Source organism: Acetobacter estunensis (genome assembly GCF_011516945.1).
GTDB classification, from domain to species: domain Bacteria; phylum Pseudomonadota; class Alphaproteobacteria; order Acetobacterales; family Acetobacteraceae; genus Acetobacter; species Acetobacter estunensis.
On the sequence record NZ_WOTH01000019.1, the window covers coordinates 1 to 25,252 of the forward strand.

Sequence of the window (25,252 nt, forward strand, 5' to 3'; positions counted from 1 at the left end):
GCCGGGCAACAAGAACAACTCGTTCGGCATCCAGAACGGCGGCAACTCGGCCGATCCCACCAACCAGAATACGAACAACGAGAACGGCGCCAACTTCAACATGGGCACCGGCGCGCTGCTCATCACCGAACTGCAATACGCCACCTCCATCGGTGGCTCCGATGACGGACACGGCCACAAGACCGAGGGACTGCCCGGCGTCTACAAGCTCGGCGGCTATTACGACACCGCACGCTTCCCCAGCTATCTGCGCAACAACATGGGCCAGCCTCTGGGCAGTTCCTCCGACACCACAGGCATTCCGAAATGGAAGCGTGGCAACTGGATGGTTTACGGAATCATCGATCAGATGGTCTGGCGGCCTGCGGCCGATTCACCGCAATCTCTGGGCGTGTTCGCACGCGTCACGGGCAATGGCGGCGACCGCAACCTGATCAGTTTCGCGGTCGATGCTGGCGTCAACCTCAAGGCGCCGTTCAAGGGACGCGACAACGACACGCTGGGTCTGGGCTGGGGCATCGGCCGACCGACTTACGGACAGCGCCGCTATGACCGCAACTCCGGCTCCATCGTCCAGCGTAACGAGAACCATATCGAGTTGACCTATCAGGCGCAGGTCATGCCCTGGTGGGTCATCCAGCCGGACTTCCAGTATGTCTGGCGTCCCGGCGGCGGCGTGCAGGATTACGGTTCCTCGCACCTCCGCCGCGTCCGCGACGAAGCCATCTTCGGACTCCATTCCTCCATCAATTTCTGAGGCGAGTCCATTTCTTCCCACTCCACTCGGTAGTGGGAAGAAATGGCTTCCTACTTCAGTTTAAATCCAGATTCCTCAAGAACGGTGCGCTGATGCTCGCGTCCATGCAGGGCAGACGGCTTGCCGATCCGCTGCACGACAGTGGATGTCCAACTCCGCTCCGGCAATCCCTGTCGCTTCTGAAAGTCCGCATACACTTCATCGTAACGCCGCACGCCAGCTTCCTCGTCCGTCGTGGTGTAGCGCTCACGATGCAGCACCACCGATTGCGGAAATCTTGGCTTGACGTGCGTCGTCACGACCGGATCGGGGTAACCGACAGCCAGACCGAACGCCACGGTCACCAATGGGGGCAAGCCAAGTTCTTTCGCCACTTCAGGCGTGTTGTTGCGAAGCGCCCCGAGATAGACGATGCCCAGCCCAGAGGCCTCCAGCGACACAACGGCATTCTGAGCGGCTATGCCCGCATCGCTGATGCCCACGAGCAACGTATCAAGGTAATCCAGCCCCTCTGACGGTGCCCCCTCCCGCTCGGCAATACGCCGCAACCGGCCCAGATCAACCACCCAGACCAGCAGGAGCGGTGCTTGTCGAATGTGCGCCTGATCGCCCGCCAATCGCGACAGACGCTCCTTGCGGGCGCTGTCCTCGACGGCAATGACGCTCCATATCTGGAGATTGGAAGAAGAAGACGCTGACTGCGCCGCGGCAATGGCCGTTTCAATCGTGTCGACCGGCAGCGATCGGTCCGAAAACGAGCGGACGGACCGATGCGCCAGCAGACCACGCGTGACCGGATCGAGAGTCTCGACAGGCACGGACGTCTCGGACCCATATCTGAGATGCCATGCGTGAGCGACGTCCGGCGATGTCATGAGCGTTCCTCTTCCTGCTTTTTCCTACTTTCATCCAGCCTGACGCTCAGGCTGCGCATCCAGTGCCGCCACACGCTCGCGCACCAGCGGGATAAGTTGCTCACCGTAACGCCGGGCGTCCTCCAGCGGTTCAAAACCACGGATCAGGAAATTGTCGATCCCGAGACGATAGTAATCCAGCAGACTCTCTGCCACCTGTTCAGGAGTGCCGACAAGGCCGGTGGAATTGCCGGCTGCCCCTGTCAATGCGGCTACGCCTGTCCACAGACGTGTGTCCTGACGATTCCGCTTCGCCGTTTCCAGAAGACGGAGAGAGCCATCGTTGGGCGGCCGGTGCCCGGTGATAGGCAGCCCTTCCGCCTCCCGGTTGGCACGAACCTGCTCCTCAATCTCGGCCGCCCGTTTCCACGCAACTGCTTCTGTGTCCGCAATAACGGGACGCAATGAGAGGGAAAAACCGATCCTGCGACCGTGTCTGGCCGCCGCCGCCCGGACCCGTGTTACGACGTCGCGCGTGGCATCCAGCGACTCTCCCCATGTCGCGTAAACATCCGCGTGACGGCCCGCGACCTCGATGGCTTCCGGTGATGTACCTCCGAAAAAGACCGGCAGGTTCTGCGGATGCAGAGAACTGAATGCCTGACGGATGTGATAGAATTTTCCGTCATGATCGAACGGCGTGCGAGCCGTCCATTCCTGTCTCAGAATGTCGAGATATTCGTCACTGCGAGCGTAACGCTCTGCTTTGGTCGTCCCGACATCTCCGTCCCGCGCCATTTCGGAATCTGCGCCGCCCGTGATGATATGCACGGCCACTCGTCCACGCGAAAGCTGATCCAGTGTGGCGAGTTGACGCGCCGCCAACGTGGGCTGGGTGAAGCCCGGACGGTGCGCCACAAGAAACCCGAGCCGCATGGTCAGGGCGGCCCCATAAGCCGCGACAATCTGGCTCTCGGGGGAATTCGAACCAAACGGGATCAGCACACGGTCAAAACCGCCTTTTTCCTGCACATCCAGCGCATCGCGCACATATTGCGTATCCAGCGCGCGGCTACGTGTGCCTGCATGAATCTCGGACGTATTGTTGAAACCGATATAACCAATGAAATTGACAGGCATTTTGCTGCTCCACTTATCTTCGATCAGATCGTCAGAGTGAGCGAGAGCATGGCCGAGCGTCATGCGAATTATGGTCAAGTGAGAGTCATAGAAAAATGGAGAGTTCCACCGCATGAAGGAAAAATATCAAAGGCAATCTGTCAGAACTGACAAACAGCCGGACTTCTGCATAATCCCACCATGACAACGTCCTCCATTCCCGCCTCCCCTGCTGTTCTCCTCCCGCGCGCCGCACGTAGGGAACGAGGACAGGCGCTTCGACGCTCCGTTCCCCGCTCATCACACGCGCAATGGTCGCCTCCCAAAGAGCGTGTCGATCCGCTGTCTCTTCTCAACCAGCAGAGCCGACTTCGTATCCCGAGCCTTATCCCCGTTCGTTACGAGCGTATGCGGGCGTCTCCGTTCGCCTTTCTTCGAGGCGCCGCCATTGTCATGGCCGCCGACCTTGCTCACACACCGGCAAGCGGCCCCACCGTTCAGGCCTGTGGAGATTGTCACCTCGCCAATTTCGGCAGTTATGCCTCGCCAGAAGGCATCCCGGTTTTCGACATCAACGACTTCGATGAAACGCTTCGCGCGCCTTTTGAGTGGGACATCAAGCGCCTCGGCACCTCGCTCATTCTCGCGGGTGCCGAAACGGGTCTTGCCGACCGGGGCGCGCAGTCGCTTGCGAACATCATGGCACAAACCTACTGCACGGAAATGGCGCGTCTTTCCCGACTGAGTCCGCTTCAGGTATGGGTCAACCGTGTCGATCTTCAAAGCGCGATAGAGCATTTTGAAAATCCCAAGACGCGGCACCGGGTGGAGACCCTGCTCAAGCAACGTCTCGACAGCACCCGAAACGCCTTTGGCCTGATCTCGGACGATAGCAACGCACCGTCTCTGCGAGAGAGCCCTCCTTTGACGATGCGCCTACCGGAGCAGGACACGGCCATCCGCGCCGCCTTCGCCCGGTATATCGCCACACAGCCGCAGGAACGTCTGGCGCTGCTGAACTGTTACACGTTGCGCGATGTCATTTTCAAAGTCGTCGGGATCGGCAGCGTGGGCACGTTCTGCGCCATCGGTCTCTTCACCACAGCGGACAATGAACCGCTTCTGCTCCAGATCAAGGAAGCACAGGCCTCCGTTCTTACACCATATGTCAGCGGAAAATCGCCTTTCCACAATCAGGGCAAACGTGTCGTCACCGGCCAACGCATCATGCAGGCGGTTTCGGACTCCTTTCTTGGCTGGACGGACAGCCCTGACGACGCACCGCACAACCCTGCCACCATCACACCGGCAGATTCCTCCTCTCCCGTTCCCAACGATGAAGAACGACAATTCTACGTTCGTCGGGTCAAGGACACACGACTGGCCGCCATTGGCGCCGATTTCGCTCAGGACGGGCTGGAAGATTATGCGCGCCTATGTGGCCGGGTTCTTGCCCGGGTCCATGCCCGTTCCGGTGATCCCGTCACCATCTCGGCCTATGCCGGCAAGGGCAGCGCTTTTGCGGACGCAATCGCAGATTTTTCTGTGGCATATGCTCAACAGACCCGGCAGGACTGGCAGCATTTCGTCGCCTCCACCACCGGGAAAAGCGCTACAGGCAAAAAAAGCCCGTCATTGACCTGAAAAGAAAGCCCTCTTTGCTTCAGGCGACCTCTTGCCACGGCTCGCATCAGGTTTGGAAAGACGTCACCATCTTTCCTGAAAAATCTGTCATACTTCAGGGAAGATAGGGTATCGACCCCCGATCCGGCGGGGGGCGGCCCGCGTCATGTGATGAACTGTCATACCAATGGCTATGACGGTAATTATAGTCTTGTGGCCCCTCATGCGGATGCCTGCGATGGTGACAGGCCGTCAAAACCAGCAAAACACCGACGATACCAACCGTTTTTAAAGATTTCACCTTGCTCTCTCCTTTCGAGAGAACCAAGACCTGCCCGGAGCAGACCTGCGTTCATCAATCCTGAACGGCATACCAGCATGAGAGTTTGAACACTCCATCGCCAGTCATACAATTTCACAAAAATCGGTTCTTCTGGGTTTCGGAAAAAAGCGGCTTCATTTCGAGGCACTCAATAACAGCCAAACATAGAACATAAAAAAACCCGACACATCCTGCGATATGTCGGGGTTTTTCAGTCTCTTCGGACAGTTTACGCCTTCACAAGCGCCCGGCGCACAGCCAGATGCCAGCCGTCGATCATCGTCCGGCGCTCCGTCAGATCCATCTTCGGTTCGAACAGAGCCCCCAGTTCCCAGTCTGCTGCGACATCATCGAGGCTGTTCCACAGTCCCACGCCCACACCGGCAAGGAAAGAGGCTCCGAGCGCAGTCGTCTCGATCTGACGAGGCCGTTCCACGCGAGCCTGAAGCATGTCGGCAAGGAACTGGCAAAACCAGTCATTGGCCGACATGCCGCCATCCACGCGCAACGTGCTGGTCGTGCCACCACCGTCCTGCGTCATGGCGGCCACAAGATCCATCGTCTGATACGCCACCGATTCCAGCGCGGCACGAGCAATATGCGCTTCGGTCGCATCCAGAGTCAGACCGCAGATCAGGCCGCGCACATCCGGCTCCCAATGCGGAGCGCCCAGTCCCACGAAACCCGGCACCATATAAACACCGTGGCTGTTGGGAATGCGCGTCGCCATATCGTCCGTCTGGGACGCATGCGTGATGAGGTGCAGCCCATCGCGCAGCCATTTGATGGCCGCACCCGCCACAAAGATCGAACCTTCCAGAGCGTAGGCCGTCTTGCCCTTCACACGATACGCAATCGTGGTCAGCATCCGGTTACGGGATACGACCGGCTTCTCGCCCGTGTTCAGCAGCACGAAGCATCCTGTGCCATAGGTCGCCTTCGCTGTGCCCGGCTTGAAACAGGTCTGGCCCACCACGGCCGCCTGCTGGTCTCCGGCAATACCCGCAATGGGAACCGGACGACCGAACAGATCGGGTGTGGACTCACCGAACACGCCGCTGCTGTCCTTCACTTCCGGCAGGAGCGCCGCCGGAACACGGAACAGCTTGAGCAGATCGTCATCCCATTGTTGACGATGAATATCGAACAGCAGCGTGCGGCAGGCGTTGGTCACATCCGTTGCGTGAACCGCACCGTCTGTCAGACGCCACAGCAGGAAGCTGTCGATCGTGCCGAACGCCAGTTCCCCTTTCTCGGCACGGGCACGCGCGCCCTCCACATTGTCGAGAATCCACGCCAATTTGGTGGCCGAGAAATACGGGTCGAGCAGAAGACCGGTGCGCTCTGTCACCAGCTTTTCATGGCCCTGTTCCTTCAGTTCCGCGCACAGTTTGGCCGTGCGGCGATCCTGCCAGACAATGGCGTTGTGGATTGGCTTACCCGTAGCGCGATCCCACACCACGATGGTCTCACGCTGGTTGGTGATGCCGATGGCCGCGATCCGGTCCACACCGCCCGAACGCTCCACAGCTTCCTGCGCCGTGCTAAGCGCGTCACGCCAGATATCTTCAGGATCATGCTCGACCCAGCCCTGACTGGGATAGTACTGAGGAAACTCCTGACGGGCGACGGAAAGCTCGCGTCCATTGACATCGAAGACGATGCTGCGGGTGGACGTGGTGCCCTGGTCGATGGCCAGGATACGATCCTGTTTGATCATGACGGCGCGCTCCTGGCGGTCAGACGGATGAAGGATGTGTGACGGGAATGTCCGCCACGGCGGCACGCGGCATGAAGGGCCGCAGGAGATACTGGTAAAGCCCCGCGCCGATCACGCCGCCCGCAAGCGGCCCAACGATGGGCACCCACCAGTAATTGCCCGGAGACGGGATCGCGGACGGTCCCCACCCGGTCAGGAAACAGAACAGGCGCGGACCGAAGTCGCGCGCCGGATTGATGGCCCACGCATCGAGATAACCCGCAGACGCGCCGATAGCTGCGACAAGCAGACCAATAATCAACGCGCCACCGTTCGCCTGCGGGGCCATCGTGTTGTACTCGCACGTAATGGCAAAGATGCCGAACACGAGCAGACCCGTCAGGATGGTCTGTACGAGCAGCGAGTGCAGAGGCGTCACATATTCACCGGGATGAGTGAAGAAAACGCCCGCTGCCGCCCCATCGTTCCAGAAATCCATGCCATGCGCTGCCGCATAGTGCAGGATCACCGGCTGGAACAGTGCATAGACCGCGGACGCGCCAATAACGCCACCTGCGATCTGTGCTGCCATGTAGGGGGCCACTTTCTTCCACGAAAAGCCGCGATAGATAGCCAAAGCCAGCGTCACAGCCGGATTGGCATGTGTGCCGGAGACGGCTCCCGTGATGTGAATGGCGAGTGTGACACCAAGCCCCCAGACGATGCACACGCCCCAATAGGCGTTCTTGTAAGGGCTTGGGTCATAGAGTGCGTACATCGCAGCCACGGAATCGCCCAGCAGGACGATGATGAAGACCGCAATGCACTCGGCGATCAGTTCGCCAATAAACCGGTTTCGGGCTGTCATTGTTTTTCTTGCTCTTACCCGTTGGTTATGTCGGTCGGTCAGCCGACTTTCTTATGCACATACTCCGCGAGGCGATCACGCTCCGCTTGTGTCATATGCAGACCGATTTTCGAGCGACGCCACAGCACGTCTTCCGGTGCGCGCGCCCATTCGTTCTCGATGAGGTAGTCCACCTCGGCGGTGGTCATGCCCGCACCCAGATCTTCTCCCAGATCGGCAAGCTCCTTTGCATTACCCACGATATCGTAAGCCCGGGTGCCGTACATCCGCATCAGGCGCCACGCAAGCTGAAGCGGCAGGAAAGGTGCGGTCGCGCGGAAACGGTTTAGCGCCGCCTCAAAACCGCCCGACCCCAGATCACCACCCGGAAGAGCGGCATCCGCCGTCCAGGAATGACCCGCCACTGCCGGCAACACAGGCGCAAGCTTCTCAAGCGCGTGCTCGGACAGTTTGCGGAATGTCGTGATCTTGCCACCGAAGATCGACAGAAGCGGAGCGCCGTCCGTATTGTCCAGATCCAGCACGTAATCGCGTGTCACGGCAGAGGCGTTGGCGGCGGCATCGTCATAAAGCGGACGCAGGCCAGCGTAGCTCCACACGGCATCGGACGGCTTCACTTCCTTGTTGAAATAACGGTTTACGCTCTCACAGAGATATTTCACCTCTTCGGGTGAAATCTCGACCAGACCCGGCTCTTCCTTCCATGTCACATCCGTTGTGCCGATGAGCGTGAACTTCTGCTCATAGGGAATGGCAAAGACGATGCGCTTGTCCGGGTTCTGGAAAATGTAGCACTGCGGGCCGTCGAAGATCTGCGGCACCACGATATGGCTGCCTTTCACCAGACGGACGGACTTGGAGTTCGGCAGATCGAGCTGATTGGCCAGCAGCTTTGCCACCCACGGACCGGCGGCGTTCACAACGCCCTTGGCCCGCACGGTGCTGGTCCCGCCGCTCACCATATCCTCAATCTGGGCCTCCCACACACTGTTCACACGGCGAGCAGCCGTGAGGCGGGTACGCGTGCGGATCTCCGCCCCACGCTGGGAGGCGTCCATGGCGTTGAGCACCACAAGACGGCTGTCCTGCACCCAGCCATCGGAATAGACGAACCCCTTGTCGTAGCGGTCCTGCAGCGGCTTGCCGGCCGAATGTGTGCGCAGATCGATCCCGCGCGACTTCGGCAGCTTCATGTTCGGCGCGAGATGATCGTAGAGGAACAGGCCCAACCGGATCATCCATGCCGGACGCTGCTCGGGCGTGTGGGGCAGCACAAAGCGCAGCGGCCACATGATGTGCGGCGCAATCGCCAGCAGGCGATCACGCTCAATCAATGCCTCCCGCACAAGGCGGAACTCGTAATATTCAAGATAGCGCAGACCGCCATGGATCAGCTTGGTGCTCGACGATGAGGTGTAGCTGGCCAGATCGTCCTGCTCCACCAGCAGCACGGACGCGCCGCGTCCCGCCGCATCGCGGGCAATGCCGGTGCCGTTCACACCGCCGCCGACGATCAGCAGGTCATATACGGTGGAAGTGTCGCCTGAAGCTGCCGTGTTCATCGGTTCTGTCTCACGTTCGTGGAATGTCATGTCTGTTTTCGTATCCGAACATCATGGCTCTTGGCAACACCAAGATACCTGCCGGAAAATTATGGCGACCTGACCACATTATGTTCGCTTCCGAACATTCATATCCGCAATCACCAGTTCCACCCCATGCTCGGCCAGCAGATCGCAGATCGGCTCAGGCGGCCTGCGGTCCGTGAAAAACACATCCACGCCCACGATGCTGCCTGCTCGCACCAATGGCCGTCTGCCAAACTTTGTGTGATCGGCCAGCAGAAACACCTTGCGCGAGTTGGCGCGGATCAACTCGGAGGCGCGAATTTCCTCCTGATCGTAGTCCAGAAGAGTGCCGTCCCCATCGATGCCGCTGATGCCGATCACGCCGTAATCGGCGCGATACCGCGCCAGCATCTCCAGCGAATCCGGCCCCAGAATGCCGCCATCCCGCATCCGTACGGTGCCGCCCGTCACCACCACACGGCAATCCGCCCCACCGGCCAGAAGAGAGGCCACATGCAAGTTGTTGGTGATGACCTGAAGCCCTCGGTGTCCGCTCAACGCCCGCGCAAACGCCTCGGTCGTAGTCCCAATGTTGATGAACAGCGACGCACCATCCGGCACCGCCCGCGCCGCGCTGGCACCGATGGCTTCCTTTTCACGCCGGGTGTGAATCTGTCTCTGGGAATAAGCGATGTTCTCGACGGAAGACGGTGCGCTGGCACCGCCATGGTGACGCACCACATCCCCTGCCGCGTCCAGTATGCGAATGTCGCGCCGGATGGTCTGCACGGCGACATCGAAGTGCCGTGCCAGTTCTTCATGCGACGCATAACCCTGCTTGCGGACCGCAGCTATGATCGCCTGATGACGCATCTGCGTGCGTGAAACATCCGCGCCTCCCGTCACCGGGCAGCCCCGATGTCGGCCAGCACTTCCAGAACTGCATCCCCGTAACGTGTGAGCTTGGACCCCCCCACGCCACGCACATCACCCAACTGATCAAGGGTGTCAGGACATTCGAGTGCGATGTCGCGCAAAGTGGCGTCATGGAAAATGACATAGGGCGGGATTTCCTGCTCCCGCGCCTCCGTCAGCCGCCATTTCTTGAGGGCAAGGAAGCGCTCGCGCGCCTCATCTGTCAGTTGATCCACAATCGAATCGCCCTGCCCGCCCGAGCGCGCGCCTTTTTCCGCGATCAGTGCGTCCTCGCGCAGCTCCACCTTCTCTTCATCACGCAGGATCGGGCGCGCGACATCGCCATTCAGACGCAGCCCCCCGTGCTCGTTGCCGGGCATAAGCGCGCCCCGCGCGATGAGCTGGCGCATGACGCTTCGCCAGAAGTTCTCGCTATGGTCCTTGCCAATCCCCCACACGGACAACCGATCATGCCCCGCGCGTGAGATATTGTCAGACAGCTTTGCCCGCAACACCGAGATGACATGCACCATCCCGTAGCGTTGACCTGTGCGATAGACCGCTGAAAGCACTTTACGCGCCGCTTCGGTGCCGTCGAATGTCGGCACCGGCTGAAGGCAGTTGTCGCAATGGCCGCACGGCTCGCGCATCGTCTCCGCGAAGCACGCCAACAGAGCGCGCGTGCGGCATGATGTGCTTTCGGTAAAGGCGATCATCGCCTCCAGCCGGGAACGCATGACCCGTTTTTCACTCTCCGGCGCATTGGACTGGTCCAGCCAGTAACGCGCGCGGCTCATGTCCTCGCCGCCATAGAGCAGCAGAACATCGGCGGGCAGGCCATCGCGGCCCGCGCGACCGATCTGCTGATAATACGCCTCGGGTGAGGCTGGCATGTCCAGATGCACCACAGCCCGCACATCGGGCCGGTCGATCCCCATCCCGAAGGCGATGGTCGCCACCATTACGATCGGTTCGCCCGAACGGAAGCGATGAAGGGCCGCGCGTTTCTCCATTGGCGCAAGCCCGGCGTGAAAGGCGCAGGCCGGATAGCCCTTCTCGCGCAAAGAGGCCGCGATGCGTTCCGTCCGGGCACGAGAACCGCAGTACACGATGGAAGCATCGTCACGATGCCGGTCGAGCACCTGCACAAGCTGCTTCATCTCACCGCCCTTGGGACGAGCCGAGATCATCAGGTTGGGTCGGTGAAAACTGGCCGAAAGCACGCGTGCCTCAGGCATGGCGAGAGCCGTGAGGATATCGTCGCGCGTGCGCGGATCCGCCGTAGCCGTGAGCGCTATACGAGGGACGCTCGGGAAATGCTGCGGCAGTGTCTGAAGCGCGCGATATTCCGGGCGGAACTCATGCCCCCACGCCGAGATGCAGTGCGCTTCATCAATGGCGATAACTGAAATGGTCTGTCGCGAGAGACGGTCCAGCGTGCCGGGAGACAGCAGCCGCTCAGGCGAGACATAAAGCAGGTCGATCCGTCCCGCGAACAGATCGCTGCGAATACGACTGGCCTCATCTCCATCCAGTTCGGAATGAAGAGCAGCGGCATTGATGCCAAGCTGGCGCAACGCCGCCACCTGATCGTCCATCAGCGCGATCAACGGGGAGACGACGAGCCCCATTCCGGTACGGCACAGAGCCGGAACCTGATAGCACACGCTCTTACCGCCGCCGGTGGGCATGAGAACAAGCGTGTCCTCCCCCGCCATGACACGATCGACCGCCTGCTCCTGAAGCCCCCGAAACGCCGGAAAGCCGAAGACGCGCGCGAGAACCTCTGTCGGGCTGAGGCCCACGAAACGATCCCGCTCGCTATCGGATGCGGACGGGAACATCTCATCAAGCGGTTCAAACGGAGGTGGCTCGTCCTCAGGAGAGAACGGAGGATCGTCTTCCAGCATCACCGCATCATGCCGTGGCGGCAGTCGCAACTCCACCCGCAATGCGCCACACCCGATCAAGATGCTCCACACCTGTCAGGCGATGCGCGATCAGAATGACCGTCCGACCTGTGGCTACGCGGTTGAGAGTGAGGAAGAAATCCTGCTCCGTCTGCGCATCGAGCCCTGTCGCGGGTTCATCGAGCACAAGTATGGGTGCGTCCGAAAGCAGTGTGCGCGCCAGTGCGATGCGGCGTCCCTGACCGCCTGAAACCTTCACGCCGCCCTCGCCCAGCCACGTATCGAGTCCATCGGGCAGCGTGCGGATGAAATCGCCAATGGCTGCCTCATCCAGGGCCGTCCACAACGCCTCCTCGCTCGCCTCCGGCGCACCGAGAAGAAGGTTGTTGCGGATAGTGTCATCGAACAGATGCGTCGCCTGCGAGAGCCACGCGACATGCCTGCGCACCCACTCATCGGGGAGTGCCGCAATATCCACACCGCCCAACAGAATACGTCCCTTCTGGGGATAAACCGCCTTGAGCAGAAGAGCGGCCAGCGTGGACTTGCCCGCTCCCGAAGGACCAAGGAGCGCCACACGCGAACCTGCGGGAATATCGAGCGAGAAATCCTCGTAGACCCAAGGGCGATCCTCCCGCCAGCGGAAGCCGACATGATCGTAGAGGACATCGAAGGTCTGAGGCATGGCGGTGGCAACCGGAACCGATTGGTGTGGCACCGGATGCTCATCCGCCACAGCGACCACACGCTGGGCAGCCGCCCCCATATTGCCCGCCAGCATACCTGCGCGCGCAAGGCTTCCCGCCCCCTCGAACGCCGTGAGCGTCAGGAACAGCAACCCCACGCCCTCGACCGGCGCAATGCGGTCGAAACCGATACCGGCAATGGCAGCCAACAACAGGAGAACGGCTGTCTGCGTGCAGAGCTGCGAAACCCCACCCACCAGCGCGAGCCGGCGCGACTGATGTTTCTGACGGGCGAGCAGGCGGTCATTGGCAAGACTAACCCGGTCCAGCATGCGCGGCCCGGCACCGAAAACGCGGATTTCGCGCATGCCGCTCACCAGATCGAGGACACCCACACGCAAAGCAGCCTGTGCATGGGCCAGCGCTGCCCCCTCGCGACGACTGAGACGGGCTGCGGCCAGCGGCACGAAAAAAGCCGAAATGGCGAAGAGGCAACCAATCAGAACAGCCAGCAGGGCATTGGCCCGCGACAACGCCACCACAAGGACAGGAAATGTGAGGATTGCGCCCGCCAGAGGCAGCAGAAGCCGAAGATAAAGCCCGTCCAGCGTCTCCACGTCATTGACGAGACGCGAGAGCAGATCGCCCGCCCGACGAAAGCCGAGCCCCGCCGCCGCACCTTTCGCCAGAGAGCGGAAAAACCACACACGGAGTGTCGCGAGTGCCCGGAACATCGCATCATGGGCATACAACCGCTCGGCATAACGCAGCACGATACGGCTGACGCCGAAAACGCGCAGGGCCAGCGTCGTCACCACCGTCACGCCGATCACGGTTCCCGCGAAACGCAGACCCGCTCCGCTCATGAGGGCCAGCCCCGCGATGACCGCCAGCAGCGACAGGACAAGTCCAACGATCAGACGTCCCGCATGCGGCTTCCACACCTCGATGATGCGCATCAGGGCGGCGCGATCCGCCTTTTCCTGATCGGGGCGATGCGACAGGGACGAACTCATGCGCTTTCCTGACAGACGCTGACATGCCCATGCGAAAGATCCACACGACGCCCATGGAACATGTGCACGGCGGTGGAGTGGCTCGCGAGGATTACGGTGCGTCGGAGTGTGAGACGGATCAGGCTTTCAAACACGTCGGCTTCTGTCGTGGGGTCGAGATGCGCCGTCGGCTCATCCAGCAGCAGAATGGGGGCGTTGCGGAGATAGGCGCGCGCAATGGCGATGCGCTGGGCCTGCCCGCCTGAGAGACCGAATCCCCCTTCTCCGATCATGGTTTCCAGCCCATCGGGCAACACGTCGAGAAAACGGTCCACGGCCGCCGCGTGTACAGCCGCCGCGAGTTCCTCCTCTGTTGCGTCCGGTCGGGCGAAGAGAATGTTCTCACGCAGCGAACCGGCAAACAGCACCGGTTTCTGACCGATCCACGAAATCATGCGTGCGAGTGCGTCCGGCACGATGGTCTGCATGTCCGCACCATTGAAGGTGATGCGACCGGACTCTGGTTTCACAAAGCCCAGCAGCAGTTCCATGATCGTGGACTTGCCCGAGCCAGACGGTCCGGCAAGGATCAGCGTCTCTCCCGCAGGCGCCACGAAGGAGACGTGATCCAGCGCGGGGCCACGGGCTTCATCCCATGTGAAGGACACGTTTTCGAACGCGATGGTTATGCCATGCGCTTCCACCGAGCGGACGGTCTGCCCTTGCGCTGGCTGTGGTGCCTCGGGAAGAGCCAGCACATCTTCTGCAGCACCCTGCACGAGCGCACGATCCTGATACGCCAGCGCAAGCGAGCGGAGAGGCGCGAAGAACTCCGGCACAATGAGCAACGCAAAAAGACTGTCCGTGACGAGGTGACGGAATGCGCCCGTATCGCCGCCCTGCGCCATGAGCGCAGCGTGGCGTCCATCCGTCAGCGCGATCAGGATCAATGCCACAACCATGGCGCAGTCGATGGAAGCCGATGAAAGAAATGCCACGCGCAGAATTTTCATCGTACGCTGCCGCAACTCATCCGCGGCCGCCTGAAGACGTGTCGCCTCGTCTTCCGTACGCCCCGAGAGCACAATGGTGGCAATGCCCCGCACACGGTCCAGAAACCGCGCCTGAAGACGGGTCATGGCAAGAAACTGATTGCGGGACGCCACAGCCGCCCCGATCCCGAACGCGGCCTGCGCGAAGGGTACCGCCGCCCCGCAAATACCCAGAATCAGGGCCGCATGAGGCTGCACACACAAGGTAACAAGCAACAGGCAGAACGGAACGGCAATCCACAGCACAGAGGCAGGTGCCCAACGGGTGAAATAACCATCCAGAGATTCGATCCGGTCCACCACGAGAGCGGCAAGCGCACCGCTATGGGCGTGACGCAGAATGGCTGGGCCGTTACCGACAAAGGTCGTCAACACTTCACGACGCAGACGGCTGCGGGCCACGCGGCCCGCACGCGCGCTCGCGGTCTCCCCGACAATTCCAAGAACAATCCGCACGCAGGCGGCCACCGCGAAACCGATGAGCGGCCAGGCCGGAGGCGTGCTCTGAGATGCCTGCCCGACCAGTCCGCTCAGCACCGGGCCAAGCAGACAGGCGATGCACCACATCTGAAACGCCCCGATCAGTCCTGTTGCCAACCCGATCAGGATGGAAGGGCGGGCCGAACGCAGGCCCATACGCCGCTGCGCACCAGTCCAAGCTTTGATTGCCGCCTTGCTCTCACTCATGCCGCCCCTATACCTGACAGTCAGGACGGGAAACAGTGGGCAAGTCTGCGCTCAGTGTCCCACGCGAGACAGGGGAGAACTGCCGAACGCTGCTGTTTCGGGCGCATATCCGTCTCCGGAAGGCTCTTTTTCCTCGCCCATAGGGCACGTAATCACCCAGCGACTGCCCTTTCCTTCTTCCATGGCCAGTTGTCCGGACAACTGGCGGGCAAACCCACGCACGAGTTGAAGACCAAGTCCGACTCCTCCGCTCTCCTCTCCCAGACCTATCCCATCATCTGTCACCTCAAGCCGCAGGCGATCTTCTTCCCGCGCAAGGGACACCCTGATGGTACCATACCGCCCATCGGGAAATGCATGCGCCAGCGCGTTGGTGACCAGTTCGGAGACAATCAGCACGATGGGCGTGGCGACACCGGGCGAGAGAATCACCGGTTCCACATCGAGTTCAAGCGTCACGCGCGCGCGCACGTCATCGTCGGCAGACTGCATCATCTGTTCCCCCATTTCGGGGAGAAATTCGGCCATGTTGAGATTTTCGAGATCGCCTTCGACATAAAGATGGCGTTGCAGGATCGCCAGCGTCCGGACGCGTTCGCGCGCGCGCAACAGCGCGCTCCGCACATCGTCCTTGCCGGAGCGATTGCCTTGCAGGCTAAGCAACGACCCCACGATCTGGAGATTGTTTTTCACACGGTGGTGGATTTCCGCGATCAGCGCGCGCTGACGTTCCAGCGCATGGCGCAATTCGGTTTCGCGACGGGCCAGACGGCGCGTCGCTGTCCCGAATGTCCATGAAAGCTGGCGGAACTCGCGGGGCATGCCCGCACCGATGGCCGCATCGAAATATTCGGTTTTTTCCCACGTGCGCACCGCATCCGTGAGTTGATGCAATGGACGGGTGACCAATCTCCGCCCCACGATCATCACACCGAGCAGTCCTGCCATTAGCAGAACGCTGACGAGCGCGATCCACCCTCCCAGCATCTGAAGCGCCCTTGTTTCAGCAGGGAGCCTGCGGGCGATCACGAGAAGGTTGACGATGCCCGCCGTCGGGCCAAACGCATAGGACAATTGATCGCGCGATTCCCATACCGGAATCCCGTCATGCGCCCGGCTCTGTTGCGCCAGTTGTGCCACGAGATCGGCTTGGGGGGACGACCACTCACAGCCAGAACATAAGGGTTGAGATTGTCCGTCCGCCAGAACGAACCACGCGGACACATTGTCGAATACCGATGTATTCCGGTCTCCGAGCGAAGGGTTGCCCGCAAGGGAAGGAAAGTGCCAGTCAACCGGCTCGACGGCGACAAAATAGGTCGGTCTTCCCTGCGGATCGAGATGACGCGCGGGCATCACGACGCGAAGATAGGGGCGCCCACGCTCTGTCCAGAAACTGTTCTCGGGCGCCTCCGTGATATGGAGATCGCGCATCGCGCCCGGACACGCTTCGGCAGAAGGAAAAGGATCAGGCTGGCTGTCGCGTATCCGACCTTCTCCGTCCACCATGGCGAGAAGGCAGTACCGCATGCCACTGGCAGACTGGGCAAGCCGGAGGAATCGCCACACCGATTCCATATCCACCGTTGTCTGGTCGATCGTCCGCAGCATGTTTCGCGTGCGTTCGATATCTCGGGAGATGCGGCTGTCAATCTGCCAGAACGCTGCCGCCACCCGGCGATTTCCACTGTCCGCAAGACGCTCGTAGTCCTGCCAGATCAGCACTGTGCCCAACGCCGCGATCGGAAGAACCGACCCGAGGATGACACCGAGCATCCGGCTGCGCACGGAGTCGAGCAGATGCTCCGTTCCCGATGAACGCAAACGGGCAATCGGCGTCCAGGACTTCATTCCCTCAGGGCTCCGCCTCACCAGCAAAATACCGAGCACGCGTCCCGACAGCACACGAAAGAATCCGGGCGCATGGACAGTAAAACGCACGGGACACGGCTCTCACCTGCACACGCCCTGCGATGGAGGAGGCAACGTCATCGACGTCAGGTGTCGTCGTCGCCATCTTCCAGAAGTTTCAGAAGATCCTCGGGAATCGGCTCATTGACCACATCGTCGAAAAGCTGGTGCAAGCCTCTGCGCAACCAGATATCGAATGCGTCGTCCTCTTGCCGGTCCTTCTTTCCTTTTGAACCCGATTTGCGGTTTCTGGCCGACATCGACAACCATCCCGGCAGACGTTCATGGACTTCCGGGCGCGATGCCGGGAAACAGTGGCTACTCATATCACACCCCGGCGCAACTGTGCATTTCTCTCGCATCATGCATGACACGAGAGAAATGCCGGAAAGGGAAAGGAGTCACACCCCCTTCCCAACTTCCTCACTCTTGCGGGCACCTGTCCGCTCCAGACGACGGCGCAGGGCAGCCGCCTCTTCACGCAGACGGTCGTCCTCAGGCAGTTCGCCCATCATCCATGTCTGCAACTGGCGCCGCGCACGGAACACCCGACTCTTAGCCGTTCCCACAGCGCACCCACTTACTTCGGCAAGCTCCTGATAACTCATGCCCTGCAGGACAACGAGCACGAGCGCTTCGCGCTGGTCGCTCGGCAACTGGGCCAGTCCATGGGCCAGATCCTTGATCGCGAGACGATCTTCATGATCGGGCTTGGTGGCAAGGAGATCGCCCGGAAGAGTGTCGATGTCTGTCGTGGCACGGTGGCGACGAAGATCCGAAATAAAACGATTCCGAAGGATGCGGTGCATCCAGGCTGCGAAATTTGTTCCGGGGATAAAGCTGTCACGCGCCTTGAGCGCGTTGCAGACCGCATCCTGCACAAGATCTTCTGCCCGCGTGCGGTTGCGGGTCAGCGCCAGTGCTTGCACACGCAGCTTGGGCAGGATGTCGATGAGCTGGTTCTGAAAGATATCAGCCATGATTTTTTCCCCTCTTTTGCCTCATCCAATGAATGGGAGACCGCCGGGGTTGCATGACCGATGCCTTTTTCATTCACGAAAACGTGAGATGTTTCGTTTCCTTCCCCGCATTTCGCAAAAAACCGCAAACAAAAAAGGCCCACGCTCACCTGAATGGAGCGGGGCCTTTTTATCGCACTCGGACGGCAGCCGTTTACCGGCAAACACGCCGTGTGTTGTCAGAGGCAATATAAGTCTGGGTGGCCGGGTCGAAACACGCATTCTGCGTACAGTCGCCACCTGTGCGAGAAGGCTGCGGATAGAGCGCCTGCCCCATCGCATTCGCTTCCTGCGCTGACGCGCCACACAGCGGTGTCGTCAATGGCGCAGACGGATCGTTGACCAGCTTCACGCCACTTGGCGGTGCGGACTCCGTCACCGTCCCCGGTGGAAAAACCTGCGGTGGAATGCGTCCCGGCGGATTGGCCGCCGTCACTCCCGCAGGCTGCTGGGCACAGGCGGCCAATGCAAAGGGAACGACAAAGCAGACCGTTCGGACCGCGGCCCCTGTCCGCTTCGATACACTGTCCCATGTTTTTCCAAGCCGGCCTGACGAAGAAACCATCGATCCATCTGCCTCAGTCATTGATACGGCAAACAGATGGGGACGCTCATCGTCCCCATCTCCACAAGATCAGGCGTGGCCAACGGTCTGCGACATCTCGGCGCGACGAGCCTGCCACAGCGCCACGAAATCGATGGGCTGCAGAACAACCGGCGGGAACCCACCATCACGCGTGATGTCGCCGAGGATGTTGCGGGCGAACGGAAAAATCAGTCGCGGCACTTCGACCAGCAGCAGCGGCTCAACCAGTTCGGCCGGCGGCTCATTCAGCGTAACAACGGCAGCATAGGTCAACTCGGCAATGAACACCTTGCGACCGGCGGGGCCGCCTTCAGTCGCCGGAGCCTCGCTGGCCTCGGCCTTGAGCGTCAACGCCACTTCATAATGCGGCTGATCGTTCTGGAGGCGGTTAGCCTGCACATCGATGTTGACGGAAATCTGGGGAGCCGCCGTCAGAGCCGTGAAAATTTCCGGACCATTGGGCACCTCGAAGGACAGGTCCTTCGTGTACTGCAGGTTGATGGCAAGCGGCAGGGCCGGCGGAGCGGCCTGGGTCGTGCTGTCGGACATGATTTACTCGGTTCTTTCGGGTTGGGGACACTCTAACGCCCTGAGTGTCCGCGGTAGCATGAGAGACCCACTTCGCCAACCGGAGCCCTCAATCCGTGCCATGCAGAACCCGATCATCGAGCCGACGCCATGTGCCGTTCTCCATGCTTTCCCCCACAAAGGCGAGAAGGAAGCACCAGTGCGACACAACGAGCGTATGTCGCGCCTGAGGCAACGCCCCTATCGCAGTCCGGAAAAGCGCCGCCCGATCTTCCACCATATGCTGCGGCTCTGGACTCTCGCTCCACCAACCTTCGCTCAGACCGGAAAAATCCAGATCGGGCCATTCAAGAGCCAGTTGAGAGGCTGGCGACCCTTCGTCGCAGGAAAACGCCACACGCTCACGCACCAGCGGCTCCACGATCGGCGTGATCCCCAGCACTCGCGCCAAAGGAGCGGCGGTCTGCAACGCCCGTCGATAAGGGGAGACAATAATGCGCCGGATATCCTCACCCCGAAGGCGTGCCACCAGTTCCTGAGCCTGCTCGTGACCATGCGCCGAAAGAGGAGGATCCGAAATGCCGGGATCGCGTCGTGTGGCGGTGAACAGACGATTGAACTCGGACTGACAGTGACGCAGGACGATCATGCTTTCTCCCGATCATGCGACCCATATTTGAGCCGCGATGCAGGATCATTGCACGCGGACCGGCAGGAGCCTATCCTGTCGGGATATCAGGAAGGGCAGTTTCCGGGGCTGTCCGATGAATTCCAGTATAGTGGGTACGGTAAAGCATGGATGGTTCCTTCGGCCACTTTCCGGTCGATATCGTCGTTCTGGCTCTGATCGCGGCATTTCTCGCCCTGCGGCTGCGCAGTGTGCTGGGAAAGAAAGCGGGGTTTCAGCCTCTTCCCATGCCTGCGCCCAGTGCCCGACCAGCGCCCGGCCCGGTGATCGATGCCCAGGCCGAGCCCTCGCCATCTGTGCGGTTCGATATCCCCGCTCCCGCCACACGTGTTGGCGCCGTTCTGGCCTCCATCACGCAGCGCGATTCCACTTTTTCGCCCCAGCAATTCCTTGTGGGTGTGGAAGGAGCTTTTCGACAGATCGTGGCGGCCTATGCCAGCGGCAACCGCGCTGTGTTGCGCGAACGTCTCACCCCAGCGGCAGCCGATGCATTTGAGAGCGCCATCACCGCCCGCGAAAGTGCTGGCGAAACGCAGCGCAGCGAAATCCGGGGCATCGACAGCATTGCCATTGAAGATGTTCGCCTCATGGATGGAGCAGCCGGGACCGTTGCCTCCATCGACACCCGTATCGTTTCCGATCAGATCAGCCTGACGCTCAATGCCGAAGGCAAGCCGGTGACAGGGACGGAATCTGTAACCGAATTCTCCGATCTGTGGACGTTCGAGCGTATTCTCGGCGTTGCCGGCTCGACGTGGCGCCTCGCTGCGGCGCGGAGTGCGTGAAACGTCCTCGACGGGCGGCACCACCAGTCAAGGCGTCTGACGAACTTCCTTCACCGCCGCTCAAGCGCACACGACGCTACAGGATCGGTGAACAGGAGGTTGTGCTCGGGGACTGCCTTCGGGTCATGAAGCGAATGACGCCTGAGGATGTGGATGTCGTCATTACCTCCCCGCCCTACAACATAGGACTGGGTTATCGTTCGTACGAAGACCGGCTGGGTGAACAGGCCTATCTGGACTGGATGATGGACGTCGCCCGGGGTGTGCGCCGCGTCATGCGCCCCGATGCCTCCTTCTTCCTCAACATCGCCGGAACCTCGACCGAGCCTTGGCTGCCCTTTGAACTGGCCGTGCGGCTACGGGAACTGTTCGTTCTGCAGAATCATATTTCCTGGGTGAAATCCATCGCCGTGGAGGATGACTCTTTCGGCCATTTCAAACCCGTGAACAGCGGTCGTTACATCAACCGCAATCATGAGCACCTCTTTCACCTTACCCTCTCGGGCGATGTGAAAGTGGACCGGCTTGGAGTGGGCGTGCCGTTCAAGGACAAAAGCAACATTGCCCGGCGCGGACACGCGCAGGACAGGCGCTGTCGCGGCGACACCTGGTTCGTGCCTTACGAGACTGTCAGAGGGCGGGACGAGAAATTCAATCATCCCGGCACGTTTCCCGTTGCTCTTCCCGAACTGTGCATTCGCCTGCATGGACGAGAGAATCCCCGTGTGCTGGACCCATTCATGGGCACGGGAACGACCCTTGTCGCCGCTCAACGCATGGGCGCGCAGGGGATCGGTATCGAGATCGACCCCGCCTATGCCACGATTGCGCGGGCACGATTGAAAAGTGAACTCGACGGCTGACTACCGACTTGATCGAAATCAATCATCGTTTTTATCAAGATAATCGTTTTGACAGATCGCATAGGTGTCATGTTACAAACCTGACATGTTTTTAATCCTGTGCTTCGGAGAAGTCATTTGAAACGGATCATCCTTGGGCTGATCGGAGCCGGTGTCGTGGCCTACGGCGGAACAGTGGCCTACCTGACCCATTTTGATCATGCCGGAGCGCCCGAACTTGCGGCCTCCTCTCCCACTCTCAAAGATCCGGTCGCTCATGCCGCTTTCGATGTGTTGCGGGAAGCCCGGTGTGACTACTGCCATACCAAAGACGCCAACCTCCCCTTCTACTTCCACGTGCCCGTCGCCAATCAGCTCATGCAGCACGATCTGGAACAGGGTCTGCGGCATTTCCGTATGGAGCCGGTGATCGCCGCTTTCCAGGAAGGCCATTCGCCAAGCGAAGAACAGCTTTCACGCATCGAGGAAGTTATCCGTCAGAACCGGATGCCGCCCACGATGTATCTGCTCATGCACTGGCACGCTCACCTCTCGGAAAGCCAGCGTAACGCCGTGCTGGCATGGATCGACGCTGAACGCCGCGCGCATTACGCCGTGAAGGGTGTTGCCGCCCGCTTTGCGGCCGAGCCTGTTCAGCCCATCGCCGAAAGCTGGCCGGTCAATGCGGACAAGGTCGAACTGGGGCGCAAACTGTTCTTTGACAATCGGCTCTCGGGCGACGGCACACTCAACTGCGCCAGTTGTCACGGGCTAGACAAGGGCGGTGTGGACAATCTGGTTACGGCAACCGGAATCCACGGACAGAAGGGCCCGATCAACGTTCCGACCGTGTACAACTCGGTTTATAACATCGTGCAGTTCTGGGATGGACGCGCCGCCACACTGGCGGAACAGGCGGCCGGTCCTGTCATGAATCCGGTGGAAATGGGTTCCCACGATTGGGGTTCGGTTGCCGCGCGTCTTGTGGGTGAATCCGACCTGATGGCGGCGTTCGCGTCGGTCTATCCGAACCAGCCAGTCGATAAGAACACCATCACGGACGCGATCGCGGAATATGAGAAAACACTCATCACACCGGACAGCCGCTTCGATCTGTATCTCAAGGGAAATGAAAGCGCCCTGACGGATCAGGAAAAGCACGGTTACGCCCTGTTCAAGAGCATCGGCTGCTCAGGCTGCCACAATGGCCCGTCGATGGGTGGTGGCGCGATGGAGGTCATGGGACTGGAACACGATTACTTCAAGGATCGTGGGACGCCTCTCACCAACGCGGATGCTGGACGATTCAACGTCACGCATGACCCGCTGGATCGCTCGCGCTTCCTCGTGCCGACCCTGCGCAATGTGGCTCTCACCGGTCCTTGGTTCCACGATGGCAGCGTGAAAACACTGGAAGACGCCGTGCGCAAGATGGCGAAAGATCAGACACCGGCAGGCGATATTTCGGATGCCGATGTCGAGGCCATCACCGCGTTCCTGAAAGCCCAGACAGGGCGCTATCATGGCGTGCCGCTGGATCAGATCAAACCCACGGCTCAGTAACCGGCCAGCAATCGGACACGATGAAAAAGGGAGGCTTCAAGCCTCCCTTTTTCATTACGGCGCACACTGTCGCCACTCATGAGTTATGAGCTGTATTATCTTGTCATCTTCTTACACAGAAACTCCCGTCCTTAGCCTTCGTTAGTTTTCATGAAATTTGCAGGCTTCTTTCTTCGAATAACATCGAAGGAGCAAAGGATATGCGGCTACGTAATGTAGGACTCTGTGTGATTGCGGCCCTGATGAGCTTTCCACTCATTGCCTGTAGTGAGCACCACCCTCATCACGGCTGGCGCGATGGGCGCGCGCAACGCAGCGCCGGAAGTTATGGACCGCCGCCTCCACGCCGCGAGCCGGGAGATAGCGCACCAACGGTACCAGGATCGTATGGACACTATACGCGCTAACAGCGTTTCATCCGATCCTTGCGGGGAACCAAGCATGCCACACCGTAATATTTCAAGATTACTGGCAGTTCTCGCCGTCATTCTGCTATCGGGCTGCGCAGACCGGCATCACCGCCACTGGCAAGATGAACGATCAGGTTATCGGGCAGACAATTACGGTTATCCCAATACCGGCCAATGGCCCGTTCCGGGCGCCATCGGTCCCGGTGGTCGCTATGGGCAGAGACCCGACGACTACCGCTAACCTATTTTGTCACGCTTGAACCTGATGGTCGCATCATTGGCATAGGCGTAAGGCCCTCTTCAACTACGCCCCGCAACACTTCCCCTCATTCCCACGCCCTGAACGGGAGAAGAGACCGCCACACGCTCCGTCTTCGGCGGTCCGTATATCTCGCGCGCACGTCGGATAAACGCCGAAACCATCAGTCGAACGGCCTCGTTGAACACCACACCGATCGCGCTTTGCAGCAGACGCGAGCGGAACTCGAAATCCACGAAGAAATCGACAACGCAACCATTTTCATGAGGCGCAAACGCCCACACGTTATTGAGATAACGGAACGGGCCTTTTTCATACGTCACACGAATAGAATTCGGACGATCCAGCGCGACTCGAGATGTAAATGTCTCCCGAAACGGGCCGAACCCGACCGTCATATCCGCTACGAGTTCTTGTAACGTGCTCATTTTTACACGAACATTGGTGCACCACGGCAAAAACTTCGGGTAATTGCCCACATCCGCCACAAGATCGAAAATCTGCTCCGGTGTATAAGGAAGGACGCGCCGTTCGGAATGGGTCGGCATCAGGCCACCTCGCCCGCGGCCGCCTTCATCCGCAAATGGGTCTCCCGCGCGTCTCGCAGCGCCGCAAAATCGGCGTCCGCATGATAGGACGACCGCGTAAGCGGTGTGGCGCTGACCTGAAGGAACCCTTTTGCACGCGCCATTGCGGCATACTCCTCGAACTCTTCCGGCGTCACGAACCGGGCGACAGCCGCGTGCTTGACCGTGGGCTGAAGATACTGCCCCATGGTGATAAAATCGATATCCGCTATGCGGAAATCGTCCATCACCTGTGCAACCTCCATTTTCTCTTCTCCCAGCCCCAGCATCACACCGGATTTGGTGAAGATCGACGCATCGAGCTGCTTCACCCGGTCCAGAAGCCGAACCGACTGATAGTAGCGCGCGCCGGGACGAATGGTGGGATAGAGACGCGGGACGGTCTCGATATTGTGGTTGAACACATCCGGCCGCGCTTCCACAACAACCTCCAGCGCCCCGGGCTTGCGCAGGAAATCGGGGGTCAGCACTTCGACCGTGGTATCGGGGGAGGCCCGGCGGATGGCCGTGATGACGTCCGCAAAATGCCGCGCGCCGCCGTCCTTGAGGTCATCGCGGTCCACAGAGGTGATGACCACATGACGCAGGCCGAGCTTGGCCACCGCGTCCGCCACACGCTGCGGTTCATCCTGATCGAGCGCATGGGGCAGCCCGGTGGTCACATTGCAGAACGAACAAGCTCGGGTGCAGATCTCGCCCATGATCATCATGGTGGCGTGGCGCTGAGACCAGCATTCCCCAATATTGGGGCAGGCCGCTTCCTCACACACCGTCACGAGCTTGTTGTCACGCATCAGCTTGCGCGTCTCGTGATAGACCGGATGTCCGGGCGCCTTCACACGGATCCAGTCCGGCTTGCGCGCAATCGGATTATCCGGGCGATGCGCCTTTTCCGGATGGCGCGTCGCCGGTGTTGTCTTGCGATGATCTATGAGAACGCGAACGCTCATCTGTCCCCTGCCCCGGCAAATCGTCCCCAGAAGCTGTGACGCGCCGCCCCAATCGTCAAGCACTCTCTC

General features: G+C 60.3%; 23 protein-coding genes. 6 read left to right on the plus strand and 17 right to left on the minus strand.

Annotated features, from left to right (window positions below):
* On the plus strand, positions 1-757 hold a 757-nt coding region (locus tag GOB87_RS09905), incomplete at its 5' end, for a carbohydrate porin (protein ID WP_166315998.1).
* Between the two features lie 50 nt (positions 758-807).
* On the opposite strand, the gene GOB87_RS09910 is transcribed toward GOB87_RS09905, so the two are convergent.
* Positions 808-1,632, minus strand: coding sequence for an NADPH-dependent oxidoreductase (locus GOB87_RS09910; protein ID WP_166316001.1), 825 nt, complete (start codon positions 1,630-1,632; stop codon positions 808-810).
* 30 nt (positions 1,633-1,662) lie between these two features.
* Positions 1,663-2,751 carry an LLM class flavin-dependent oxidoreductase gene (locus GOB87_RS09915; protein ID WP_166316004.1) on the minus strand — a complete coding sequence of 363 codons (1,089 nt, stop codon included), beginning with the start codon at positions 2,749-2,751 and terminating at the stop codon, positions 1,663-1,665.
* Between the two features lie 180 nt (positions 2,752-2,931).
* On the opposite strand from GOB87_RS09915, the gene GOB87_RS09920 reads away from it, so the two are divergent.
* Positions 2,932-4,374: a DUF2252 domain-containing protein gene (locus GOB87_RS09920; protein WP_166316007.1), complete on the plus strand. Its 1,443-nt coding sequence runs from the start codon at positions 2,932-2,934 to the stop codon at positions 4,372-4,374.
* A gap of 530 nt (positions 4,375-4,904) precedes the next feature.
* Here GOB87_RS09920 and glpK read toward each other — a convergent pair.
* The 13 genes from glpK to GOB87_RS09985 form a co-directional block, all read right to left on the minus strand.
* On the minus strand, positions 4,905-6,395 hold the full coding sequence (gene glpK, locus GOB87_RS09925; protein WP_166316010.1) for a glycerol kinase GlpK: 1,491 nt from the start codon (positions 6,393-6,395) through the stop codon (positions 4,905-4,907).
* A 19-nt stretch (positions 6,396-6,414) separates the two neighbouring features.
* A complete protein-coding gene (locus GOB87_RS09930; RefSeq protein ID WP_166316013.1) occupies positions 6,415-7,242 on the minus strand; it encodes an MIP/aquaporin family protein in 828 nt (275 codons plus the stop codon).
* A 38-nt stretch (positions 7,243-7,280) separates the two neighbouring features.
* Complete coding sequence (glpD, locus tag GOB87_RS09935) at positions 7,281-8,804, minus strand: glycerol-3-phosphate dehydrogenase (protein ID WP_166316118.1); 1,524 nt, start codon at positions 8,802-8,804, stop codon at positions 7,281-7,283.
* A gap of 108 nt (positions 8,805-8,912) precedes the next feature.
* The gene (locus GOB87_RS09940; RefSeq protein WP_166316016.1) at positions 8,913-9,683 is read right to left on the minus strand and encodes a DeoR/GlpR family DNA-binding transcription regulator; all 771 of its coding nucleotides are present in this window, start codon (positions 9,681-9,683) and stop codon (positions 8,913-8,915) included.
* 29 nt (positions 9,684-9,712) lie between these two features.
* On the minus strand, positions 9,713-11,569 hold the full coding sequence (gene recQ, locus GOB87_RS09945) for a DNA helicase RecQ (protein WP_166316121.1): 1,857 nt from the start codon (positions 11,567-11,569) through the stop codon (positions 9,713-9,715).
* Positions 11,570-11,642: 73 nt separating this feature from the next.
* A complete protein-coding gene (gene cydC / locus GOB87_RS09950; protein WP_166316019.1) occupies positions 11,643-13,337 on the minus strand; it encodes a thiol reductant ABC exporter subunit CydC in 1,695 nt (564 codons plus the stop codon).
* The gene (gene cydD, locus GOB87_RS09955; protein WP_166316022.1) at positions 13,334-15,055 is read right to left on the minus strand and encodes a thiol reductant ABC exporter subunit CydD; all 1,722 of its coding nucleotides are present in this window, start codon (positions 15,053-15,055) and stop codon (positions 13,334-13,336) included. The genes cydC and cydD overlap by 4 nt, the downstream gene beginning before the upstream one ends.
* Positions 15,056-15,106: 51 nt before the next feature.
* Positions 15,107-16,906: a sensor histidine kinase gene (locus tag GOB87_RS09960; protein WP_166316025.1), complete on the minus strand. Its 1,800-nt coding sequence runs from the start codon at positions 16,904-16,906 to the stop codon at positions 15,107-15,109.
* 146 nt (positions 16,907-17,052) lie between these two features.
* Positions 17,053-17,226 (minus strand): NepR family anti-sigma factor, encoded by a 174-nt coding sequence (locus GOB87_RS09965; RefSeq protein ID WP_166316028.1) that lies wholly within the window; start codon positions 17,224-17,226, stop codon positions 17,053-17,055.
* Between the two features lie 141 nt (positions 17,227-17,367).
* A complete protein-coding gene (locus tag GOB87_RS09970; RefSeq protein WP_166316031.1) occupies positions 17,368-17,946 on the minus strand; it encodes a sigma-70 family RNA polymerase sigma factor in 579 nt (192 codons plus the stop codon).
* 193 nt (positions 17,947-18,139) lie between these two features.
* Positions 18,140-18,550, minus strand: coding sequence for a hypothetical protein (locus GOB87_RS09975; protein WP_242006295.1), 411 nt, complete (start codon positions 18,548-18,550; stop codon positions 18,140-18,142).
* Positions 18,551-18,619: 69 nt separating this feature from the next.
* Entirely contained in the window at positions 18,620-19,120 is a 501-nt protein-coding gene (gene secB / locus GOB87_RS09980) for a protein-export chaperone SecB (protein WP_166316034.1), read from the minus strand.
* A gap of 88 nt (positions 19,121-19,208) precedes the next feature.
* Positions 19,209-19,748, minus strand: a complete 540-nt coding sequence (locus GOB87_RS09985) for a histidine phosphatase family protein (protein ID WP_166316037.1) — start codon at positions 19,746-19,748, stop codon at positions 19,209-19,211.
* 146 nt (positions 19,749-19,894) lie between these two features.
* Between GOB87_RS09985 and GOB87_RS09990 the strand changes: the two genes are divergently transcribed.
* From GOB87_RS09990 to GOB87_RS10005, 4 genes are all read left to right on the plus strand, one after another.
* The gene (locus tag GOB87_RS09990; protein WP_166316040.1) at positions 19,895-20,572 is read left to right on the plus strand and encodes a Tim44/TimA family putative adaptor protein; all 678 of its coding nucleotides are present in this window, start codon (positions 19,895-19,897) and stop codon (positions 20,570-20,572) included.
* A 125-nt stretch (positions 20,573-20,697) separates the two neighbouring features.
* Positions 20,698-21,435: a DNA-methyltransferase gene (locus GOB87_RS09995; protein WP_166316127.1), complete on the plus strand. Its 738-nt coding sequence runs from the start codon at positions 20,698-20,700 to the stop codon at positions 21,433-21,435.
* 117 nt (positions 21,436-21,552) lie between these two features.
* Positions 21,553-22,977 (plus strand): cytochrome-c peroxidase, encoded by a 1,425-nt coding sequence (locus tag GOB87_RS10000; RefSeq protein WP_166316043.1) that lies wholly within the window; start codon positions 21,553-21,555, stop codon positions 22,975-22,977.
* A 441-nt stretch (positions 22,978-23,418) separates the two neighbouring features.
* Positions 23,419-23,628 (plus strand): hypothetical protein, encoded by a 210-nt coding sequence (locus tag GOB87_RS10005; RefSeq protein ID WP_166316046.1) that lies wholly within the window; start codon positions 23,419-23,421, stop codon positions 23,626-23,628.
* Positions 23,629-23,687: 59 nt separating this feature from the next.
* Here the strand turns inward: GOB87_RS10005 and GOB87_RS10010 are convergent, their stop codons facing one another.
* Both GOB87_RS10010 and lipA read right to left on the minus strand, forming a co-directional pair.
* The gene (locus GOB87_RS10010) at positions 23,688-24,194 is read right to left on the minus strand and encodes a type II toxin-antitoxin system RatA family toxin (protein WP_166316049.1); all 507 of its coding nucleotides are present in this window, start codon (positions 24,192-24,194) and stop codon (positions 23,688-23,690) included.
* Positions 24,194-25,183, minus strand: a complete 990-nt coding sequence (lipA, locus tag GOB87_RS10015) for a lipoyl synthase (protein ID WP_166316052.1) — start codon at positions 25,181-25,183, stop codon at positions 24,194-24,196. The genes GOB87_RS10010 and lipA overlap by 1 nt, the downstream gene beginning before the upstream one ends.
* Positions 25,184-25,252 lie beyond the last annotated feature (69 nt).

Coding starts and splice junctions, on each gene's coding strand:
- GOB87_RS09910 (WP_166316001.1), bottom strand. CDS start 1,632: ATGACATCGCCGGACGTCGCTCACGCATGGCATCTCAGATATGGGTCC.
- GOB87_RS09915 (WP_166316004.1), bottom strand. CDS start 2,751: ATGCCTGTCAATTTCATTGGTTATATCGGTTTCAACAATACGTCCGAG.
- GOB87_RS09920 (WP_166316007.1), top strand. CDS start 2,932: ATGACAACGTCCTCCATTCCCGCCTCCCCTGCTGTTCTCCTCCCGCGC.
- glpK (WP_166316010.1), bottom strand. CDS start 6,395: ATGATCAAACAGGATCGTATCCTGGCCATCGACCAGGGCACCACGTCC.
- GOB87_RS09930 (WP_166316013.1), bottom strand. CDS start 7,242: ATGACAGCCCGAAACCGGTTTATTGGCGAACTGATCGCCGAGTGCATT.
- glpD (WP_166316118.1), bottom strand. CDS start 8,804: ATGAACACGGCAGCTTCAGGCGACACTTCCACCGTATATGACCTGCTG.
- GOB87_RS09940 (WP_166316016.1), bottom strand. CDS start 9,683: ATGCGTCATCAGGCGATCATAGCTGCGGTCCGCAAGCAGGGTTATGCG.
- recQ (WP_166316121.1), bottom strand. CDS start 11,569: ATGTTCCCGTCCGCATCCGATAGCGAGCGGGATCGTTTCGTGGGCCTC.
- cydC (WP_166316019.1), bottom strand. CDS start 13,337: ATGAGTTCGTCCCTGTCGCATCGCCCCGATCAGGAAAAGGCGGATCGC.
- cydD (WP_166316022.1), bottom strand. CDS start 15,055: ATGAGTGAGAGCAAGGCGGCAATCAAAGCTTGGACTGGTGCGCAGCGG.
- GOB87_RS09960 (WP_166316025.1), bottom strand. CDS start 16,906: ATGAAGTCCTGGACGCCGATTGCCCGTTTGCGTTCATCGGGAACGGAG.
- GOB87_RS09965 (WP_166316028.1), bottom strand. CDS start 17,226: ATGTCGGCCAGAAACCGCAAATCGGGTTCAAAAGGAAAGAAGGACCGG.
- GOB87_RS09970 (WP_166316031.1), bottom strand. CDS start 17,946: ATGGCTGATATCTTTCAGAACCAGCTCATCGACATCCTGCCCAAGCTG.
- GOB87_RS09975 (WP_242006295.1), bottom strand. CDS start 18,550: ATGGTTTCTTCGTCAGGCCGGCTTGGAAAAACATGGGACAGTGTATCG.
- secB (WP_166316034.1), bottom strand. CDS start 19,120: ATGTCCGACAGCACGACCCAGGCCGCTCCGCCGGCCCTGCCGCTTGCC.
- GOB87_RS09985 (WP_166316037.1), bottom strand. CDS start 19,748: ATGATCGTCCTGCGTCACTGTCAGTCCGAGTTCAATCGTCTGTTCACC.
- GOB87_RS09990 (WP_166316040.1), top strand. CDS start 19,895: ATGGATGGTTCCTTCGGCCACTTTCCGGTCGATATCGTCGTTCTGGCT.
- GOB87_RS09995 (WP_166316127.1), top strand. CDS start 20,698: ATGAAGCGAATGACGCCTGAGGATGTGGATGTCGTCATTACCTCCCCG.
- GOB87_RS10005 (WP_166316046.1), top strand. CDS start 23,419: ATGCCACACCGTAATATTTCAAGATTACTGGCAGTTCTCGCCGTCATT.
- GOB87_RS10010 (WP_166316049.1), bottom strand. CDS start 24,194: ATGCCGACCCATTCCGAACGGCGCGTCCTTCCTTATACACCGGAGCAG.
- lipA (WP_166316052.1), bottom strand. CDS start 25,183: ATGAGCGTTCGCGTTCTCATAGATCATCGCAAGACAACACCGGCGACG.